20 protein-coding genes and 1 pseudogene are annotated in these 18,605 nt (G+C 58.7%); 16 read left to right on the top strand and 5 right to left on the bottom strand.

The genetic code is table 11. The annotated features are described in order from the left end of the window. The 4 genes and pseudogenes from G9X64_RS19820 to G9X64_RS19835 all read left to right on the top strand — a co-directional run bounded on the left by G9X64_RS19820 (position 1) and on the right by G9X64_RS19835 (position 3,600). On the top strand, positions 1-2,286 hold the full coding sequence (locus G9X64_RS19820; RefSeq protein ID WP_168316366.1) for an FdhF/YdeP family oxidoreductase: 2,286 nt from the start codon (positions 1-3) through the stop codon (positions 2,284-2,286). Positions 2,287-2,465: 179 nt separating this feature from the next. After that, positions 2,466-2,679, top strand: a pseudogene (locus tag G9X64_RS19825) (transposase domain-containing protein); the annotation flags it as partial. An 88-nt stretch (positions 2,680-2,767) separates the two neighbouring features. Next, on the top strand, positions 2,768-2,926 hold the full coding sequence (locus G9X64_RS19830) for a hypothetical protein (RefSeq protein ID WP_171377252.1): 159 nt from the start codon (positions 2,768-2,770) through the stop codon (positions 2,924-2,926). A 344-nt stretch (positions 2,927-3,270) separates the two neighbouring features. Then, a complete protein-coding gene (locus G9X64_RS19835; RefSeq protein ID WP_246270995.1) occupies positions 3,271-3,600 on the top strand; it encodes a c-type cytochrome in 330 nt (109 codons plus the stop codon). Between the two features lie 739 nt (positions 3,601-4,339). On the opposite strand, the gene G9X64_RS19840 is transcribed toward G9X64_RS19835, so the two are convergent. Genes G9X64_RS19840 through G9X64_RS19855 form a run of 4 tightly spaced genes read right to left on the bottom strand, consistent with a single transcriptional unit; the run spans position 4,340 to position 7,577 of the window. Next, positions 4,340-5,068, bottom strand: a complete 729-nt coding sequence (locus G9X64_RS19840; protein ID WP_171377253.1) for a transporter substrate-binding domain-containing protein — start codon at positions 5,066-5,068, stop codon at positions 4,340-4,342. 35 nt (positions 5,069-5,103) lie between these two features. Further along, positions 5,104-5,871, bottom strand: coding sequence for a 4-hydroxy-2-oxoheptanedioate aldolase (gene hpaI, locus G9X64_RS19845; RefSeq protein WP_171377254.1), 768 nt, complete (start codon positions 5,869-5,871; stop codon positions 5,104-5,106). A gap of 8 nt (positions 5,872-5,879) precedes the next feature. Then, on the bottom strand, positions 5,880-6,662 hold the full coding sequence (gene hpaH, locus G9X64_RS19850) for a 2-oxo-hept-4-ene-1,7-dioate hydratase (RefSeq protein ID WP_171377255.1): 783 nt from the start codon (positions 6,660-6,662) through the stop codon (positions 5,880-5,882). A 21-nt stretch (positions 6,663-6,683) separates the two neighbouring features. After that, complete coding sequence (locus G9X64_RS19855; protein ID WP_171377284.1) at positions 6,684-7,577, bottom strand: dioxygenase family protein; 894 nt, start codon at positions 7,575-7,577, stop codon at positions 6,684-6,686. Between the two features lie 305 nt (positions 7,578-7,882). Between G9X64_RS19855 and G9X64_RS19860 the strand changes: the two genes are divergently transcribed. From G9X64_RS19860 to G9X64_RS19905, 10 genes are all read left to right on the top strand, one after another. After that, positions 7,883-8,599 (top strand): GntR family transcriptional regulator, encoded by a 717-nt coding sequence (locus G9X64_RS19860; RefSeq protein ID WP_168309685.1) that lies wholly within the window; start codon positions 7,883-7,885, stop codon positions 8,597-8,599. After that, on the top strand, positions 8,600-9,430 hold the full coding sequence (locus tag G9X64_RS19865; protein ID WP_171377257.1) for a sugar phosphate isomerase/epimerase family protein: 831 nt from the start codon (positions 8,600-8,602) through the stop codon (positions 9,428-9,430). A 76-nt stretch (positions 9,431-9,506) separates the two neighbouring features. After that, positions 9,507-10,175 carry an amino acid ABC transporter permease gene (locus tag G9X64_RS19870; protein ID WP_168309523.1) on the top strand — a complete coding sequence of 223 codons (669 nt, stop codon included), beginning with the start codon at positions 9,507-9,509 and terminating at the stop codon, positions 10,173-10,175. 11 nt (positions 10,176-10,186) lie between these two features. Beyond that, on the top strand, positions 10,187-10,837 hold the full coding sequence (locus G9X64_RS19875; RefSeq protein ID WP_171377258.1) for an amino acid ABC transporter permease: 651 nt from the start codon (positions 10,187-10,189) through the stop codon (positions 10,835-10,837). Between the two features lie 51 nt (positions 10,838-10,888). Continuing rightward, positions 10,889-11,731 carry a transporter substrate-binding domain-containing protein gene (locus G9X64_RS19880; protein WP_168309521.1) on the top strand — a complete coding sequence of 281 codons (843 nt, stop codon included), beginning with the start codon at positions 10,889-10,891 and terminating at the stop codon, positions 11,729-11,731. A gap of 64 nt (positions 11,732-11,795) precedes the next feature. Continuing rightward, positions 11,796-12,518, top strand: a complete 723-nt coding sequence (locus tag G9X64_RS19885) for an amino acid ABC transporter ATP-binding protein (protein WP_171377285.1) — start codon at positions 11,796-11,798, stop codon at positions 12,516-12,518. A gap of 12 nt (positions 12,519-12,530) precedes the next feature. After that, positions 12,531-13,403 (top strand): shikimate dehydrogenase, encoded by an 873-nt coding sequence (locus tag G9X64_RS19890; protein WP_171377259.1) that lies wholly within the window; start codon positions 12,531-12,533, stop codon positions 13,401-13,403. Positions 13,404-13,427: 24 nt separating this feature from the next. Then, positions 13,428-13,796 (top strand): 5-carboxymethyl-2-hydroxymuconate Delta-isomerase, encoded by a 369-nt coding sequence (locus tag G9X64_RS19895; protein WP_168309519.1) that lies wholly within the window; start codon positions 13,428-13,430, stop codon positions 13,794-13,796. Between the two features lie 28 nt (positions 13,797-13,824). After that, complete coding sequence (gene aroQ / locus G9X64_RS19900; RefSeq protein ID WP_168309518.1) at positions 13,825-14,274, top strand: type II 3-dehydroquinate dehydratase; 450 nt, start codon at positions 13,825-13,827, stop codon at positions 14,272-14,274. Between the two features lie 17 nt (positions 14,275-14,291). Continuing rightward, a complete protein-coding gene (locus G9X64_RS19905; RefSeq protein WP_171377260.1) occupies positions 14,292-15,329 on the top strand; it encodes a Gfo/Idh/MocA family protein in 1,038 nt (345 codons plus the stop codon). Positions 15,330-15,451: 122 nt separating this feature from the next. On the opposite strand, the gene G9X64_RS19910 is transcribed toward G9X64_RS19905, so the two are convergent. Then, positions 15,452-16,354 (bottom strand): LysR family transcriptional regulator, encoded by a 903-nt coding sequence (locus tag G9X64_RS19910; RefSeq protein ID WP_125847715.1) that lies wholly within the window; start codon positions 16,352-16,354, stop codon positions 15,452-15,454. 109 nt (positions 16,355-16,463) lie between these two features. Between G9X64_RS19910 and G9X64_RS19915 the strand changes: the two genes are divergently transcribed. Both G9X64_RS19915 and G9X64_RS19920 read left to right on the top strand, forming a co-directional pair. Beyond that, positions 16,464-17,546: a 4-oxalomesaconate tautomerase gene (locus G9X64_RS19915; protein ID WP_168309515.1), complete on the top strand. Its 1,083-nt coding sequence runs from the start codon at positions 16,464-16,466 to the stop codon at positions 17,544-17,546. Between the two features lie 47 nt (positions 17,547-17,593). After that, positions 17,594-18,595, top strand: a complete 1,002-nt coding sequence (locus tag G9X64_RS19920; RefSeq protein WP_168309514.1) for an ABC transporter substrate-binding protein — start codon at positions 17,594-17,596, stop codon at positions 18,593-18,595. Positions 18,596-18,605: the final 10 nt, after the last annotated feature.

Raw genomic sequence — 18,605 nt, forward strand, 5'->3', positions numbered from 1 at the left:
ATGAGCGAGAAGCGGCCGGATGGGATCGAGCGTTACACGGCGCCAGCGGGCGGTTGGGGCGCACTCAAGGCCGTTGCCAAAACCCTTGCTCATCAACAGATCATCGCAGAGGGTGCTGCTACACTGCTGAAGGCAAACCAGCCGGAGGGGTTCGATTGCCCCGGTTGCGCCTGGCCCGATCCTAAGCATACAAGTTCCTTCGAGTTCTGCGAAAATGGCGCCAAAGCGATCACCTGGGAATCGACGGCCAAGCGGGTCGGTCCGGATTTCTTTGCCGCCCATACCGTCACGGACCTCTGGAGTTGGTCCGACCACAGCCTTGAAGACCAAGGCCGGCTGACCCATCCCCTGATCTATGACAAGGCCAGCGATCGTTATATACCGATCGAATGGGAAGCTGCATTCGCCCGCATCGCCGCAGGACTGAACAGCTTGCCCAGCCCTGACATGGCGGAATTCTACACGTCCGGCAGGGCCTCGAACGAGGCGGCATTCCTGTTCCAGCTGTTCGTGCGTGCCTATGGCACCAACAATTTCCCCGATTGTTCCAACATGTGCCATGAGGCCACCAGCGTCGGCCTGCCCCTGTCGATCGGGGTTGGCAAGGGCACGGTGACGCTGGAGGATTTTGATCATGCCGACGCGATCTTCTCGTTCGGACACAATCCCGGTACCAACCATCCGCGCATGATGACCACGCTTCACGACGCGTCACGCCGGGGGGTGCCCATTGTGGTCTTCAATCCGCTCAAGGAGCGCGCACTGGAGCGATTCGCCGCACCGCAGGATCCCATCGAGATGACGACGATGTCGTCGACCAAGATTGCCTCCGCCTATCACCAGGTTCGCACCGGCGGCGATCTCGCCGCGCTCAAAGGCCTGATGAAGCGCATCTTCGAACGCGACGCGGCCGATATCGCCGCAGGGGGTCCGGGCGTGCTCGACCGCGAATTCATCGAGACCCAGACCATTGGCCTGGATGAACTGAAGGCCGATATCGAGCGGACGGAATGGTCTGAAATCGTCGAAAAATCGGGCCTGTCGCTGGAAGCGCTGGATAGCGCCGTCGATGTCTATCTCAAGGCGAAGAACGTCATCCTCTGCTATGGAATGGGGATTACCCAGCATGCCAATGGTACCGCAAATGTTCAGCAACTCGCCAATTTCCTGATGCTGCGCGGCAATATCGGCCGGCCCGGCGCCGGCATATGCCCGTTGCGCGGCCACTCCAATGTCCAGGGCGACCGAACGGTTGGCATTACGGAAATTCCAAATGCCGGCCTCCTCGACGGCCTGGAAAAGGCCTTCGGTTTTCGACCACCTTCGGAAAGGGGCCATAATGCCGTGGAGGCGATCGAAGCGATTAGCGACGGCAGGTCGAAAGCCCTCGTCTGCCTCGGTGGCAATCTCGCCGTCGCCATGTCGGATCCGCAAACGACCTTCGCGGGCATGCGAAAGCTCGATCTGGCCGTCCATCTTGCGACCAAGCTCAATCGTTCGCATCTGCTGTTGGCGAAAACGTCGATCATTCTGCCGGTTCTAGGCCGCACCGATTTGGACATCCAGGCGACAGGCCGCCAATCCGTCACGGTGGAGGATTCCATGTCGATGGTGCATGCGTCGCGCGGTTTCCTCAAACCACCGAGCGACCAGCTGCGCTCGGAACCCTGGATCGTTGCCGGTATGGCCAAAGCAACGCTTGGCGACCGTTACAGCATCGATTGGGACGGGATGGCCGGCAACTATGAACGGATCCGTGACAAGATCGAGATCGTCTTTCCCGATTTCCACGATTTCAACAGACGCGTGAAGACGCCCGGGGGCTTCCGCCTCACGGTCGCGGCGTCGAACCGGGTGTGGAATACGCCGTCCGGCAAGGCCGAATTTCTCGTGGCGCCCGACCTGGACGAGGACGCCCGCTTGCGCGACCCCGATGCCCTCGTTTTGACCACCTTGCGCAGCCACGACCAGTACAACACCACGATATACGGCCTCGACGACCGGTACCGGGGCGTTTTCGGCCGCCGCGATGTCGTCTTCATAAGCCGAAGGGATCTTGAGACGCGCGGTCTGGCAGACGGCGACCTGATCGACGTCGAAGCCATCACAGCCGGTGGTGCCAGAACCGTCAGCGGATTTACCGCCGTTGCCTATGACATCCCCTTTGGCTCGGTGGCCGGATACTATCCCGAGATGAATCAGGTCATTGCGCTAGCTGACTATGACAAGAAATCCGGAACGCCAGCTTATAAGGGCGTTCCAGTGAGGATACGCCGATCCGTGTAACCGATCTCGATCCCATGATCAGGACTCGTGCTATTCTCCGATGGACCGACCGGAGAGCTTTTGGTGGGCGATCAACGCCCGCTTCGGCGTCAGCGGGCTGAAGATGGGGCATCGCGGACGGTGACCGCCTGGATCCGACCTTTCACAGGTCAAGCTCCAGGCCATCCAAGGACTGACATTTCCAGGCATGGCTGATTGTTCAGGTAGTGACCTAGTACTAGCGCTATCCGCGCAGTACCGCGACCTTGTAGAGATGTTCCGCGAGCGCGGCTTCTAAGTCCACCACGGCACCATCAACCGCTGGATTCTTGTCTATGCGCCAATGATCGAGAAGCGACTTCGCAAGGTCCCCGGCCACACCGCGGTTTGGTTCGAATCGATGAGACCTATTTGATCTGGCGAAACGGGCGCGCGTTGCAGTATATTCTAATCCGCTGATCGAAATGAGAAGCAAAGCCAGCAAGGCCGGAGGGAGGCTGCTGTGCAAAGATTTATTCTCAGGCATAACATCGAGCGGTTCCGCGCGCTGCTGATGGAGGAGCGGAACGAGCACGACATGCTCTTCATCATGGCTGCCGAGATGATGATTGGGACGATGTTCATTTCCTGCCCGCCGCAACTCGAAGACTATCTTTGCTAAACTACGCAAAGAGCCAGTCCCCCGCCTCGCCAGAGTTCTTCCTGTGCTTGGCAGCCGGCTCCTGGCCACCGTCCACCGGCTTTAAAAAACGCGCTCGCTGCGGTGTCCGGGCTGCCAAACCACGCCGACATTGCGCTTAGGATCATCTTTTCCGCCTCAATCGGGAAGGCTGCCGCGAATATCAATGTTCGCATTGACTGCCGTCAAAGCAAAAATTCAATTCTTGGTCATGCTTGATGGGCCGTGGGTGCGTTCCGGATCGCGCAATATCCGGACCAGACGATGCCGCAATCAAACGTATGGCGTCTGGCTTGCCCCTAAAGAACTCAGGAAGGAGAGTGAAGATGCAATCATATCCTAAATTCGCGGCGTGTTGGGGCTGTGTCGCCGCTTTCGTCTTTGCGTTCACAGTGGGCAGCGCGGCGGCTGATCGTGTAAACGGCCAGCGGATTGCCGTACGCTGGTGCGCCGAATGTCACATCGTCGAATCCGAGCAAAAGCAAGGCTCTGACCGGGTTCCGACGTTTGCTCAGATTGGCGGGTCGAAACGTTTTGACGAGAAATCACTAGCAGCCTTTCTGATGGCCCCGCATCATTCGCGTATGCCCAACCTTTCACTCACCCGTTCCGAGGTCACCGACCTCCTCGCGTACATCAAAAGCCATGGGCGCTAAAGCGATGCATCGTGATGCCGTGGAATCCCGAGCTCGTCGAGTGTCTGTTTGAGTGACTGGGAGCGGCGGCGTATGCACAGTGGGAGGGAAACATACCTGGTGCACATTTGCGGAGAAGGATTTTGCGGCATTGCAATAGTTGATAACGCACTGCAATATAACTGTTACAAATCTGTGCAGTTGGGGTGCCGTGCGATGAGGATTTGCATCTACAAGTCGGAAAGAGCACCTGAGCTTACCCTCTTGCTGCGAGAGGGCTTGCCTATACCGCTCGATACCAAGGTAGACAAATGGATCAAAATCAAGGTCGTCACCGACAGGGAAATGAGAGCCGACCTTTTGAATCAAATTGGTGGCGCGGGGTACGCGTTAGTTCGGCTTGCCGCGATTAGGCAACATTAGGCAATAGCACTGCCTTATTGCCGCGTTATCACGACACTACCGTCGCATCGCGAGGATTTGTCTGCTGGAAACACGCACGCTGGCGCTCGTGCGCGGACCGGCCGCCACATTGCCCACCTCGGACTGAAAGTTGCCTTGCTGAATTGGTGCTCTTGAAAGGTAACGAACCAGCGACTCACGCATTTCCTGCGCGACAGCCATCCTAAGCTGCTGCGAAATCAAAGCTTTTGAGGCGTAGCTGAATTATGGAACTTTCTTATGCATTTTAATCTGCAGAAGCGAGCGCTCGCAGCGGTGTTCGTAGGCCCTGCGGCCGCTATCCCAACCACGATTTGGCTCAATTCGCCAAAACAATGCCATTGCGTTGCGCTTCCCGAACGACATTTTCCGAGAAGCCTTGTTGAAGAGCATCCTCGACGAATTCGCGCACCAAAAGACCCGCAGCTGGGTGGGAGCAACTGACAGCGATCGTTTGCCTGATAATGAGGAACGGTTCCACTAAAATACGAAAACCGTCATGCTCGCTGATAAAGCGCTCAAGTGCCTGCTTTATGCCGGCAGAAGCCTCATGATTGCCGCTCACAAAAAGATCGAGCGATTCCGCTGGCGTTGAAGCATGAACGACTTTGGCATGAGCCAGACGCCGCGCCAAATGGAGGTCATACGCAGCGTTTCGCGTGACGCAGATTTTCACGCCCTCCGCATCAATATCAGAAAGGGAGCGGTACGGACTTCCCTCCCGGACCACAAGCGTACCTTCTATCAGAGCATAGGCCGGCGAGAACAAAAGCCTGTCTTCGCGTGCCGGGTCGGCGGCGAGGAAAGCGATGTCCCACTCGTCTTGATCGACCCGCTCCAGAATCTTGGCTGCTGATGGGTATGCGACGAATTCGACGCGACAACCGAGGCGCTCCGCAAGCTCTTTGGCGAGTTGTGGGCTGACCCCTTTAACGGACCCTGTCTCTGGATCGTGCTGCACCAAAGCGATATTTGCAAGGTTTACCGCCGCCCGAAGATAGCCTTTTGGGATAAGTGCGCTGAGCGAAGCTGTGATATCGCCAGTCATGTTTCGATCTCCTGCCCGACAACGCAATGTTGCGGTCACGATTGCCTGAATTTCGCTGCCAACGCCTCGGTTCCGCGTGCGAGAAGGCCGGCGTCGATACCGACTGCGGTAAAAGTCGTTCCGAGTTCAATGCAGCGGGCAGCAAAGGCGGCGTCCGGCGTCAGGATGCCGGCCGGCTTACCGAGAGCCGAAAGGCGGCAGATCGCATCCTCCACGGCAGCGACGACTTCGGGATGACCTGGCTCTCCTGGGTGACCAAGGCTGGCGGCAAGATCCGCCGGGCCGATGAAGACACCATCGACGCCATCAACGGCGGCAATAGCCTCAAGTTCACTCAGAGCCGCCTGAGTTTCCAGTTGCACGAGAAGACAAAGTTCTTCTTCTGCCCGCTTGGCATAGCTCGCGATACGCCCAAAACGTGTCGCCCGCGTCAGCCCCGACACGCCGCGGATGCCGGTTGGCGGATAGCGCATGGCAGAAACGGCGGCTTCCGCTTCCTCCCGGTTCTGCACGTAGGGAATGAGCAGCGTCTGCGCGCCGATATCGAGGTACCGCTTGATCAATACCGCGTCATTGCTGGCAGGCCGCACGATCGCCGAGACCTCGTAGGCCGCCACCGCCTGCAATTGCGGCAAGACTGTCAGCACATCACCCGGCGAGTGTTCGGTGTCGAACAGCAGCCAGTCGAAGCCCGAAGGCGCCACGATCTCCGCGGCATAGCTGCCCGGCAGGCTGCACCAGAGACCTATCTGCTGCTTGTTTTCGCGAAGCGCCCGCTTGAAGCGATTTTCCGGAAGATTCATGTTTTCACCTATACAAAAGCGACGCCGATCGCACCGACCGGGCCATAATCGGCGTGGATGACGTCGCCAGCCGCGATGTCCACCGGGCGGGTGAAAGAGCCCGCCAGCACGATCTGCCCCTTCTCCAGTTTGCCGCCAACCGCATGGAGCTTGTTAACGAGCCAGGCGATCCCTGCAGCGGGATGTCCCATGACGGCCGCCGACACGCCAGACTCCTCAATGATCCCATTCTTGGAGAGCGTCGCCCCGATCCACCGGATATCGACGTCCATTGGACCTATCACGCGACCGCCGACGACGATGGCGGCGAAGGCCGCGTTATCCGCTATGGTATCAGTGATCGCGCGCGGAACTTCGGTCCGATAGTCGATGATTTCGAGCGCCGGCACGATGAATTCGGTGGCGCGCATAACGTCGTAGATACGAGTGCTCGGGCCTTCGAGATCCTCACCCATGATGAAGGCAAGTTCCACTTCGAGGCGCGGCTTGATGAAGAGGTCGGCCCTTATCTGGGCACCGTCGTTGAACAGAGCATCATCGAGGATGCGTCCATAGTCCGGCTCCGTCATCTTCGATGCCATCTGCATGGCCCGCGATGTCAGGCCGATCTTGTGGCCCGCGACGCGCGCGCCCTTGGCAATCCTGCCTTCCGCCCAAAGATCCTGGATGCGATAGGCATCCTCGATCTCGATATGCGGATAGGTCTTGCTGAGCTGCGGGATCGGCACCCGGTTTTCCTCGGCGGTCAGCAATGCCTGTGCCGCGGCGCGGCGCTCTTCATCCGTCAACATGGGTGTCGTTCTCCCGTTTGCTTATTTGATTGGCGCGCGCGGCAGAACCGCCTCACCGGGCTCCATCACGTATGTGTATTCCAAGGAAAACCAGGGAACGTTCACATTCGGACCGTCCGGATGCGGTTCGTCATGCTGCACGAAATCGCCGGTCAAGGCCGAGGTCACACCAAACTGCACATCCGAGTCTATATTCGGATCGCTTGGATCGAAAACCTGCGAAATCAGGGTCTTGTATCCTTGCTTGAAGATCAGCGCATGCAGATGCGCCGGGCGATAGGGATGACGCCCTTGCGATTTCAAGAGCCGGCCGACGACGCCGTCCACGGGGATGGGATAGCCCACCATCTTGACCGTGCTGAACCAGAAGCGACCATCTGCGTCCGTCGTGAATTTGCCCCGCAGGTTCATCTCGGCCTGCTCGGGATCCTGGTTTTCATAAAGGCCGACCGGCGACGCATGCCAAACATCCACTTCGGCGCCCGCAATGGGCTCGCCGTGTGTATCCATAACCCTCGCGTGAACGAAGAGCGGAGAACCCGGCGTATCCGACCGGATAATAGTGCCGCCATTTTCAACGCGCGGCGAGTTGAGGCGCCAGAAAGGGCCAAGCAGCGACTGGGACGTTTCCGTCTGACCCTGATCGCCGTTGTTGAGCAGGCAGACGAGCGTTGAAACACCCAGCGAACCCGATATCAGGACGAATTCGTTATGGCTGTCCGTCTGCAATTGGCCGATTTCGTTGAGGACCGCCGTCGCATCGCGAAACTCCGGCTCCGTCAGGCGGACTTCGCGAACAAAGGCGTGCAAATGCTTCACCAGTGCCGTCATGATTTCCCGAAGTCGGTCATCGGCGGTCTGCTCCATAACTTTCAAAACCGCAGCCGTCACATCCTCTTGCGTCCGTATCACCATCTCACACCTCCCTGCGGGCCTGTTTTGATAAATCATCGATTATTTGTCAAGCCAACCACGACATCAACTTGGGCGATTTCGGATAAATGCGCTTCTTGCGTTCAAATTCTTTCCATTTTCTGCTGATTTTATTAGATAAATCGGCACACGGCGGACACCGCAAGAGATCTGGGCAACATTTTGCCAAAACTGTTTGACATAAATAATCGTTTATTATATCGATCGCCGATGATGAAATCCGCCACCAGAAAACGTGGCGAAACCATCTGGGAGGATGTGGATTGCGATCAGGGCCTGGAAGCCTCATTTCTGAAAGCGGCGCGGAGGCGGCAACGCCTGCGCCATCCTTTCCGGATGATGGCAAGAACACGATCGCCAGCCAGTTGGTGTCACGATTGCGCGAAGCGATCATTTCCGGCCAGCTCGAGGCGGGCAGCAAGATCAATCTCGATCGGGCAAAACAGAGTTTTAACGTCAGCCTCAGTCCTTTGCGCGAGGCATTGGCACGTCTGATTTCGGACGGGCTCGTCGAGTTCGAAGACAATCGCGGCTACCGCGTGTCGCCCGTTTCGCTATCGAACCTCGAAGAGATCACCAGTTTGCGCGAGGAATTCGAAACCTATGCGTTGCGGGAATCCATGCGCGTCGGCGATGTCGATTGGGAGGGCAATGTCATGCGCGCGCTGCACCGCCTGAACCGCACGGAGCGGGATGCCTCCAAACCCGAAACGCTTGAGCAATGGGAAGCCGTTCACCGGGAGTTCCATCTCACCCTGATTTCGGGCTGTCGCAAGCCGCTGCTTCTCAGTTTCTGCAAAACCATGCTGAACCTGAACGACCGCTATCGGCGCACATTTCTCACCCGCACATCCGGCGACCGTAATGTCAGCGTCGAGCACAGCGAGATCGCCCAAGGAACAGTGGCGCGGGACATGGACTATGCCTGCGACCGGCTCCGCGAACACATTCATCGCACCGGAACAAATCTTCGAAAGCATCTCGCCGAAAAGGGGATCGCCTGAATGGAGACCCGGGAGGAAACAATACCAGCCAAGACTTCTGCATCACCGCTGGGGGTCGCGCATTTTTCAGCGATTGATGTCGAGCCGGCGAAATTCGTGTCGATGGCGGCCGTAGCCGGCTTTTCGTCGGTTGGCCTGCGCCTTCATCCGGCTTTTCCCGGCGCTCCCTACTATGAGCTGTCGGCGGGAAGCGATGTGGCGCGGGACGTTAAAGCCCGCATGGATGGCGAGGGGATCTCGCTCTATGACATCGAATTCGTCGTCATAGGGCCAGACTTTGATCCCGCCGCTCTGACGTCCATGCTTGAAGCCGCCAGCGCACTCGGCGCGCGACGTCTGAGCGTTTGCGGCGACGACCCTGATCGGGGACGCCTGATTGCCAATTTCGCAGCGCTTTGCGACCTCGCGGCCACTTTCGGCATGGGCGTCGATCTGGAGAACATGGGTTGGCGCACTGTTGCCAGCTTTGATGACAGCCTGTCGATCGTGCAGGGATCGAGCCGGGACAATGCCGGCGTGCTGGTGGATGCTCTGCACTTCTTCCGCAATGGCGGCCAGACGAAGGACGTCTCGTCTGGCCCTGAGGGCATGATCCGAAGCATTCAGCTCTGCGATGCCCGCGGACCTGCGCCGACGACGGCGGATCAAATGGTCAGCGAGGCCAGAACGGGACGCTTTGCCCCAGGATTGGGTGAGCTTCCCGTTGCGAGCCTGATAAAAGTGTTGCCGGCAGGCGCTGCCGTCTCAGTCGAGGTGCCTATCCATTCCAGCCAGACACCGGAGGAGCATTTGCGTCACCTTTACGATGCCACCCGTGCGTTGACCGGCTAAGCACAAGCAACAGCGCAAGAGCTAATACGACACGGAGACAGGCAGAGGAGCCCGTCGACGGGAGAGAGATATTGTCATGAACTACGTGCTGGATTTCAGCGTTGTCTTCGAAAAGATGCCCGATCTGCTGGTGGCGGCGCTGGCGACGATCGGCCTTGCACTGGCCGGCATGTCGCTGGCGCTGATGATCGGCGTGATCGGCGTCGCGGCCCGGACATCGAATATCCGTCCCTTGCGCGCGGCCGTCATCGTCTTCGTGGAGGTGGTCCGCAATACCCCTTTCCTGGTGCAGATCTTCTTCATCTTCTTCGCCCTGCCGATGATGGGCATTCGCCTCAACCCTACGGCCACGGCGATCATCGCGCTGGCCATCAATGGCGGTGCCTATGCGATCGAAATCATTCGTGGCGGTGTCGACAGCATTCACAAGGGTCAGGTCGAAGCCGGCCTCGCACTCGGCCTGCACAAGGCGCAGGTGTTTCGCCTGATCGTGCTGAAACCGGCGCTTCGAGCGATTTACCCCTCGTTGACCAGCCAATTCATCATGCTGACGCTGACGACATCGGTGTGCACGTCGATCGCAGCCTATGAGCTGACTTCCGTCGCACAGATCATCGAGTCCGATTCGTTCCGCAGCTTCGAGGTCTATTTCACCATCACGCTGATGTACCTCGCCATCTCCTGGATGATGATGGGACTGTTCGCGCTGATCTCCCGTCATTTCTTCAGCTATCCGGTACGGTGAGGAGCAGGACAATGGGTGTTATCGGCCAAAATGAAATGCTTTTCCTGCTGCAGGGCCTGAAGTGGACGCTGCTTCTATCTGCGATCGGCTTCATCGGCGGCGGCATATTCGGACTGATGATCGCGCTTGCCCGGACGTCCGGACGATCCGCGCTGCGCAAGACGGCGGCGGGTTATATCTCCGTCTTCCAGGGTACGCCGTTACTGATGCAGTTGTTCGTCGTCTACTACGGCATTGCGCTTCTCGGCGTCAGCATCGAGGCCTGGGTGGCCGTGGCCATCGCCTTCACGCTGCATGCCAGCGCCTTTCTCGGGGAGATCTGGCGCGGCGGCATACAGGCAATACCCAAGGGACAAAGCGAGGCCGCCAATGCGTTGGGCCTCCACTATTTTTCCCGGATGAAGGACGTGATCCTTCCGCAGGCTTTCAAGGTCTCCCTGCCGGCAACCGTCGGATTCCTTGTCCAGCTCATCAAGGGCACGTCGCTTGCCGCCATCGTCGGCTTCATCGAACTTGCCCGGGCCGGGCAGATCGTCTCGAACCAGACCTACAGGCCGCTGTTGGTCTTCGGCATCGTCGGCGCGATCTACTTCATCATTTGCTGGCCCCTGTCTCTCTACGGGGCTCGGCTCGAAAATCGGATGGCGAAGGCCGCCCGGTAAGTTGGCGATCCAACGAACGCACAAGCTCTATCAACCAAGGAGGAGAAAGTAATGATCAGCAGCTTCAAGACCGGCGTGATGCGCCGCGGAATTCTGTTCGCAGCCGCAGCCCTGATGATGGCCCCATGGTTATCGCCCATGTCTGCCCAAGCCGCTACAGTGGAGGAGGTTAAAGCCAAGGGCAAGATCGTCGTCGGGATTCAGGGCGACAACGCCCCCTGGGGCTTCGTCAATTCGAGCGGCGTTCAGGACGGTTTCGACGCCGATATCGCCAAGCTTTTCGCCAAGGAACTGGGCGTTGAGGTCGAATTCGCGCCGCTTGCGGTCGCCAACCGCATCCCGGCTCTCGTCACCGGCAAAGTCGATATTCTGTTTGCCACGATGGCGATGACTGAAGAACGCGCCAAGACGATCCAGTACAGCAAGCCGTATGCCGGCAACACAATCTCGCTTTACGGACCGAAAGACAAGAAGATGGCCGAAATCGGCGATCTTAAAGGCCTGGAAATCGGCGTTCCAAAGTCGAGCTCGCAGGATAAGGCAGTGACCACCGCTGTCGGCGATACGGCGACCGTCCGGCGTTTCGACGATGATGCCGCGTCCATCCAGGCGCTGCTGTCCGGCCAGGTGCAGGCGGTCGGCGGCAACCAGTTCTACCTCGACCGTCTGGAAGCAGCCAGTGCCGGCACATATGAGCGCAAGATCGATTTCCTGACGACATACAACGGCGTCGGAACACGACTTGGCGAGAAGGACTGGAATGAAACCGTCAACGCCTTCCTCGACAAGATCCTGGCGAACGGCGAGCACGCCAAGATCTACGCGAAATGGATGAAAGTGGAGGTTCCGAAGTTCCCCGAGTCCATTCCGAACATCCCCTTCACCATCAACTGATCCAAATTCTGCGCAGGAGATCGCCGTGCCGCACGCCGCTGACACTCAAAGCCCGCTTCTTTCTATGGAGGCCGTGGATAAATGGTACGGCGCGTTCCATGCGTTGAAGAACATCAACCTTACGGTTCGCAAAGGCGAGAAAGTCGTTCTTTGCGGACCGTCCGGATCCGGCAAGTCCACGCTTATCCGGTGCATCAATTCGCTCGAGAAAATCGAGAAAGGCACGATCATGGTCGAGGGGACAAAGCTGGATGACAGCGGCAAGTCGATCGACGCGGTTCGGCGCGAGGTCGGCATGGTGTTCCAGAGCTTTAACCTCTTTCCACATATGACCATCCTTGAAAATTGCTCGCTCGCACCGATGCGGGTTCGGGGCACCAGCAAGGTGGATGCCGAGAAAATCGCCCGCAAATATCTCGAACGCGTCCGTATTCTCGATCAAGCCGACAAGTACCCCGCCCAGCTTTCCGGCGGACAGCAGCAGCGCGTTGCGATTGCACGGGCGCTCTGCATGGAGCCGAAGGCCATGCTGTTCGACGAGCCGACGAGTGCGCTCGATCCCGAGATGGTCAAGGAAGTCCTCGACACGATGATCGGTCTGGCCAGGGACGGCATGACCATGATCTGCGTCACCCATGAAATGGGCTTTGCCCGGCAGGTGGCCGACCGCGTGATCTTCATGTCCTCCGGCGAGATCATAGAAGAGGCGCCGCCGGAAACTTTCTTCCGCAATCCGTCGCATCCGCGCACCCAGGCCTTCCTCGGCGAAATCCTGGCTCATCATTAAGGCGATCCGCATATGACTGTTTCAAACGAAACGACGAAACGCGCGGTGTTGGTGGGACTGATCGGCGCGGATATCCAGTCGAAATCCCCTGCCCTGCACGAGCGCGAAGGCGCACTTCAGGGCCTCGACTATCGCTATGAACTCCTTGACTTTGCGCAGCGCAGCCTTCCGGCCACCGCCTTGCCTGATCTCCTTGCGGAAGAGGAAGCCCGCGGCTTTGCCGGTAGCAACATTACCCACCCCTGCAAGCAGACGGTGATTCCGCATCTGACGGATCTGTCCGAGGACGCCCGCATGCTGGGCGCCGTCAACACGGTCGTGTTTAAGGATGGAAGACGGACCGGTCACAACACGGACTGGTACGGTTTCTATGAAAACTTTCGGCGCGGACTTCCTGACGTCCCGCGGCATCGGGCTGTCCTTTTGGGTGCCGGCGGCGCCGGCGTCGCGGTCGCGCATGCCGCAATGAAACTCGGCATCGAGCGTCTTGCGATTTTCGATCAGGACGTTTCCCGTGCGGACCGTCTGGCCGAAGATTTGAACAGCCGGTTTTCTGCCGAACGGGCTTTTGCGATCACTGATGTGGGCGAAGCGATGCGGAGCGCTGACGGCCTCATCCATGCGACGCCCACTGGAATGAAGAACCATCCCGGGCTGCCGATCGAAGAGAGCTGGCTGGAGCCCCATCATTGGGTCGCCGACATCGTTTACATGCCGCTCAAGACCGAGCTTCTGGCGCTTGCAGCCCGCCTTGGCTGCCGCACCCTGCCGGGTGGCGGGATGACAGTGTTTCAGGCGGCTGCGGCGTTCAAGCTCTTCAGCGGTATCGAACCGGACGCCGAACGCATGAGCAGCCATTTCACCGAACTGTGCCGAGCCTCGTGACCAGGCTGGCTAAGGAAGAACGCTATGCCCCACATCGTAATCGAATATAGCGAGGGTGCCAGCCGACGCATAGACATGCCGGCGCTGGTGAAGGCTGTCCACCGCAGCGTGCGTGACAGCGGCGCGGTCAAGCCGAATGCCGTGCGCACCTTTGCGCGTGAGGCCACGCATTCGCTGGTCGCCGACGAGCATCCTGCCAATCAGTTCGTGCAGATCATCCTGCGTATCGCACCCGGACGCTCTGCGGCCGAAAAACGGGCAATATTGCAGACGGTCTATGACGCAGCCGAAGGCGTCGCACGTCTGGCACTTGACGAGGGGCGCTGCGCCCTGCGTGCCGATCTCATCCAGTCGGATCCCGATTTTGCGATCCACGAGACAGCACTGCCGTGACCATTCCGGCAATTCGAAAGGAAGAAGAATGAGCCTGATCTACGTCCTCAATGGCCCGAACCTCAATCTGCTCGGCAAGCGCCAGCCACATATCTACGGCCACGAGACGCTCGCCGATGTCGAAGCCGATTGCCGCCGGCTCGCCTCTGAACTCGGTCACGACATCCGCTTTCACCAGAGCAACCGTGAATACGAGATCATCGACTGGATCCACGAAGCGCGCGAGGACGGCGCCGGCATCGTCATCAACCCGGCCGCCTTCACCCACACCTCCGTTGCGATTCTCGATGCGCTGAATACCTTCGAGCAGCCGGTCATCGAGGTGCATATTTCCAATGTCCACAAGCGCGAAGCCTTCCGCCATCATTCCTTTGTCTCGCACCGCGCCGATGGCGTGATCGCCGGGCTTGGAACCGAAGGCTATCAGCTTGCGATCCGCCGGGTGGCAAGCCTGATCACGTCTGCCGGGAAGAAGTGACGGCGAGGGGTTTCGACATGGACCGGAAAGTAAAGCTCGCGGTGCTCGGCGCCGGCTTGATCGGCAAGCGACATATCCAGTACGTGCTTGCCGAGCCGCGGGCGGAGCTTCTGGCCGTCGTTGATCCAATGCCGCTCGGGCAGCAGATCGCGCAGGAATACGGTGCCAAATGGTTTCCAAGCTTTGCGGCAATGATCGAGACGGATCGTCCCGACGGCATCATCGTCGCGACGCCCAACCAGATCCACGTCGCCAACGGTCTCGAAGCCGTCGCCGCCGGCGTGCCGGCGCTCATCGAAAAGCCGATTGCCGATAACATCGCGGCCGGTGAAAAATTGATCGGCGCGGCGGAGGCCGCTGGTGTTTCGCTTCTGGTTGGCCACCACCGCCGCCACAATCCGATGATCCAGAAAGCAAAAGAGATCATCGACAGCGGCGAGCTTGGCAGCATCCTTGTGGCCCATGCTATGTTCTGGCTGTTCAAGCCGAACGACTATTTCGACATCGACTGGCGCCGCCAGGCCGGGGCCGGGCCTGTCTTCCTTAACCTGATTCACGACGTCGACAACCTGCGCTACCTGTTCGGCGAGATCGTTGCCGTCCAGGCGCGTGAATCCAGTGCCGTCCGCGGCAATGCTGTCGAGGAAACCTCGGTGATCCTGATGGAGTTCGAAAGCGGCCTTCTTGCAACGGCGTCTGTTTCGGACTCGGTCGTCGCGCCCTGGAGCTGGGAGATGACGACGGGCGAAAACCCGGCTTACCCGAAAACGGAAGAGGCATGCTACCTGATCGGCGGGACTCACGGATCCCTGTCGATCCCGTCACTCGACGTGTGGAAGAACGGGACGAAACGCAGCTGGTGGGAGCCATTTGAAAAGCGCCGCGTCGCCATTCAGGAAGAAGACCCGCTGGCGCTGCAGATCCGGCAGTTCAGCAAGGTGATCCGCGGTGAAGAACCGCCGCTGGTGAGCGGGCGCGAAGGGCTGAACACACTGAAAGTCATTATGGCCATCAAGCAATCGGCGGAAAGCGGCGAACGCGTTGTCCTGGGATAGAAACAAACCAGAAGTACACCTCGCTTCATGTCGAAGGGTTTCTTCAATGCGTTCCGGTCGCGGAAAAAGAGAACATTTGACTGAGAAGTAGTCTGGGTACCACCACGGCAGCTCTTAGTTGCTCAGTTTCCTTCGGCCCACGTCCCAATCAACATTGTCATGAAGCGCTCGGCTGCCGGCGAAAGCGTCCCACCGCGACGGCGCACAATGCCGATCGTTCGCGAGATTTCAGGATTGCGAATAGGTCTCGTGACGAGGAACGGGTGCTCTTCCTGCGGTGTAGCGAGTTTCGGCAGAACCGAAATTCCAAGCCCGGCTTCCACCAAACCAAGCGATGTCGAAAGATGTGTGACTTCATAGGACCAACGCAGTTTCAGGTTCGATTTCGCCAAGGCGGCGTCAAGAAGCGTACGGTTACCGCTGGACCGGTGAACTGTGATCAGTTGATAGGGCGCCAGATCGTCCCATTCGAGTTCGCTCTTGGCTGCCAGCGGATGATCCTTGCGTGCCGCCAGCACGAATGGATCCTCGATGAGCCTCTCGAAGATGAGGTCGGGATCTGAAAAGCCCATGATATTGATGCCGAACTCTACTTCCCCACGGGCGACTGCCTGTAGACCGTCGGTAGCCGGCAGATCGAGAATGCGAAACCGGATATTCGGATACTCGGCGCTGAATTGCTTGATGACGGTCGGCAAAAAATAGAAAGCGGCCGTTGGCAGACATGCGATCGTCACAAGGCCACTACGCTGCGACCCGACATCGCGCACGGCGAACAGCGACGTGTCGAACTCCTCGAGCATGCGCCGTACCAGAGGGATCAGCTCCGCGCCAAGGGCGGTTGTCGAGACATGGCGCGTGGTGCGCTCGAGCAAAGGCGCCCCGATTGCCAGCTCCAGCTTCTGAATTCGACGGCTGAGTGCCGGCTGTGACAGATTGAGCGCTTCGGCAGAGCGGTGGAAGTTTTCCAGCTCGACGACCGATAGAAATGCGCGCAGATCCAGTATCTCACAATTAATGCTCATAACGCATCATTCCCTCTGATATTCGCATTTCACATATCAATCTTTTTGCTGCTTACTGCAACAAAGAAGCTGATTGATCAGTAAATCACATCAGCATGCGAGCACAACCATGAACGACCTGATTTCCATTCCCTGTGTTCTGATGCGAGGCGGCACGTCCAAGGGGCCGTTTTTTCTCGCATCCGATCTTCCGTCGGATGCGCGTCAACGCGATCAAATCCTGCTTTCGGTCATGGGCTCTGGTCACCCATTGCAAATCGATGGAATCGGCGGTGGCAATCCGGTCACCAGCAAGGTCGCCATCGTTGGTCCAGCAACCGTACCGGATGCCGATGTGGATTATCTGTTCGCCCAGGTTCGCATCGATCAGCAGTTCGTCGATACCTCTCCCAATTGCGGAAACATGCTGGCAGCCGTCGGGCCGTTCGCGATCGAGGCCGGACTGGTCAAATCGACTACCGGCGTAACCCGCGTGCGTATCCACAACGTCAATACCGGCAAACTGATCGAAGCCGAGGTTCCGACCCCCGATGGCCGTGTCGCCTATTTGGGAGATGCCTCGATCGACGGCGTGCCCGGCAATGCTGCGCCGATCGCACTGACCTTCATGGACGCGGCCGGGGCACGCACCGGCAAGCTTTTTCCCACTCGCAACCCGCGCGACAGCATCGACGGCATCGACGTTACCTGTATCGACTGTGCCATGCCGATGATGTTGCTGGAGGCCGCCGCCCTCGGCATGACGGGCAACGAATCTGCGGCCGAGCTCAATGCCAACGGGGCAATGCTGCACCGTCTCGAAACGCTACGGCTTGAGGCTGGCCGGCGTATGGGCATGGGTGACGTCAGCAACCAGGTCACGCCCAAACCGGTGTTGATCTCCAGGCCCAACAAGGGCGGAGATCTCGGCGTGCGCTATTTCATGCCGCACCAGTGCCACCCGTCTCTCGCAACGACCGGCGCGGTTGGGATTGCCACGGCCTGCATCAGCGACGGAACCGTCGCTGCGCAACTGATCGGCGACCGCAAGCCGCCGGTCGTCCTCGTTCTGGAACATCCAAGCGGTCGCTTGGAAGTAAAACTGGATACCCGCGACGGCAAGACAGTTGCTGGAATCCTGCGGACGGCCCGGCGCCTCTTCGAAGGCCAGGTTTTTGCAAAACCTATCGCGCAGATGGTTTGCGCGGCATAATCGAAAGTGGTTGCCGGGAGGGCGCCACGCATCAGGGAGGAATACACATGCGTAAACTTATACTCGCCCTTGCGGCAACGGTCGCTTTTGCCGGTTCGGCTTTTGCGGAACCCGTCCGCATCAGCGTCGGGTCCTACAACCTCAACAATCTGCCCTTTCCGGTCGCAGCTGGCCTGGGTCTCTACGAGAAGGAAGGTCTTGAGGTAACCGTCGAAAACTTCGCATCGGGCGGTTCCAAGACGCTACAGGCGCTCGTTGCCGGCTCCACGGATATCGCCGTCGGCTTCTACGACCACACCATCCAGATGCAGTCGCAGAACAAGGCTGTTGTCGCCTTCGTGCAACTGGCCCGCAATTCCGGGCTCGTGCTTGCCGGTGGAAAGAACGCTGCGTTCGATCCTGCCAAACCTGAAACGATCAAGGGCGCGAAAATCGGTATCACAGCGCCGGGCTCGTCTTCAGACTTCTTCGTTCGCTATTATCTGCAGCGCCACAGCCTATCAGCTGATGACGTCTCGTTGATCGGGGTCGGCTCCGGTTCAGCTGCTGTTGCGGCGCTCGAGCAAGGCAAGGTTGATCTATTGGTCAACTACGATCCGGCGGCAACCTTTATCGAAGCCAAGGGTGTCGGCAAGATTTTGATCGACGCCCGTAGCGACGAGGGTGCCACGGAGATCTACGGTGGGATCTACCCGACCTCCGTCCTTTATGCGACGCAGGCCTATCTCGATGAGAACCCGGAAACCATCCAGAAAGTCACGAACGCGACCGTCAAGGCACTGGCATGGATGAACACACATAGCGCCGAAGAGATCGTCGAGAAACTGCCGAAAGAATTCATCTCCGGCGACCGGGACACCTATGTGAAGGCCGTCCAGAATGCCAAGCCGATTTTCTCGGTGGACGGCAAGTTCAGCGAGACCGACGCGCAGACGCCGTTGGCCGTTCTCAAGAGCTTCAACGAAAAGGTTGCTGCCGCAACAATCGATCTTTCCAAAACCTACACGAACGCTTTCGTGGACAAGGTAACGGATAAGACCACCAACTGATCCTAGGAGG

This window comes from Rhizobium sophorae (assembly GCF_013087515.1).
In the GTDB taxonomy this organism is placed as follows: domain Bacteria; phylum Pseudomonadota; class Alphaproteobacteria; order Rhizobiales; family Rhizobiaceae; genus Rhizobium; species Rhizobium sophorae.

Excerpts from the sequence above, each read along its gene's own strand:
- G9X64_RS19820 (WP_168316366.1), top strand. The coding sequence starts at position 1 with ATGAGCGAGAAGCGGCCGGATGGGATCGAGCGTTACACGGCGCCAGCG.
- G9X64_RS19835 (WP_246270995.1), top strand. The coding sequence starts at position 3,271 with ATGCAATCATATCCTAAATTCGCGGCGTGTTGGGGCTGTGTCGCCGCT.
- G9X64_RS19840 (WP_171377253.1), bottom strand. The coding sequence starts at position 5,068 with ATGACTGGCGATATCACAGCTTCGCTCAGCGCACTTATCCCAAAAGGC.
- hpaI (WP_171377254.1), bottom strand. The coding sequence starts at position 5,871 with ATGAATCTTCCGGAAAATCGCTTCAAGCGGGCGCTTCGCGAAAACAAG.
- hpaH (WP_171377255.1), bottom strand. The coding sequence starts at position 6,662 with ATGTTGACGGATGAAGAGCGCCGCGCCGCGGCACAGGCATTGCTGACC.
- G9X64_RS19855 (WP_171377284.1), bottom strand. The coding sequence starts at position 7,577 with ATGGTGATACGGACGCAAGAGGATGTGACGGCTGCGGTTTTGAAAGTT.
- G9X64_RS19865 (WP_171377257.1), top strand. The coding sequence starts at position 8,600 with ATGGAGACCCGGGAGGAAACAATACCAGCCAAGACTTCTGCATCACCG.
- G9X64_RS19870 (WP_168309523.1), top strand. The coding sequence starts at position 9,507 with ATGAACTACGTGCTGGATTTCAGCGTTGTCTTCGAAAAGATGCCCGAT.
- G9X64_RS19875 (WP_171377258.1), top strand. The coding sequence starts at position 10,187 with ATGGGTGTTATCGGCCAAAATGAAATGCTTTTCCTGCTGCAGGGCCTG.
- G9X64_RS19880 (WP_168309521.1), top strand. The coding sequence starts at position 10,889 with ATGATCAGCAGCTTCAAGACCGGCGTGATGCGCCGCGGAATTCTGTTC.
- G9X64_RS19885 (WP_171377285.1), top strand. The coding sequence starts at position 11,796 with ATGGAGGCCGTGGATAAATGGTACGGCGCGTTCCATGCGTTGAAGAAC.
- G9X64_RS19890 (WP_171377259.1), top strand. The coding sequence starts at position 12,531 with ATGACTGTTTCAAACGAAACGACGAAACGCGCGGTGTTGGTGGGACTG.
- G9X64_RS19895 (WP_168309519.1), top strand. The coding sequence starts at position 13,428 with ATGCCCCACATCGTAATCGAATATAGCGAGGGTGCCAGCCGACGCATA.
- aroQ (WP_168309518.1), top strand. The coding sequence starts at position 13,825 with ATGAGCCTGATCTACGTCCTCAATGGCCCGAACCTCAATCTGCTCGGC.
- G9X64_RS19905 (WP_171377260.1), top strand. The coding sequence starts at position 14,292 with ATGGACCGGAAAGTAAAGCTCGCGGTGCTCGGCGCCGGCTTGATCGGC.
- G9X64_RS19910 (WP_125847715.1), bottom strand. The coding sequence starts at position 16,354 with ATGAGCATTAATTGTGAGATACTGGATCTGCGCGCATTTCTATCGGTC.
- G9X64_RS19915 (WP_168309515.1), top strand. The coding sequence starts at position 16,464 with ATGAACGACCTGATTTCCATTCCCTGTGTTCTGATGCGAGGCGGCACG.
- G9X64_RS19920 (WP_168309514.1), top strand. The coding sequence starts at position 17,594 with ATGCGTAAACTTATACTCGCCCTTGCGGCAACGGTCGCTTTTGCCGGT.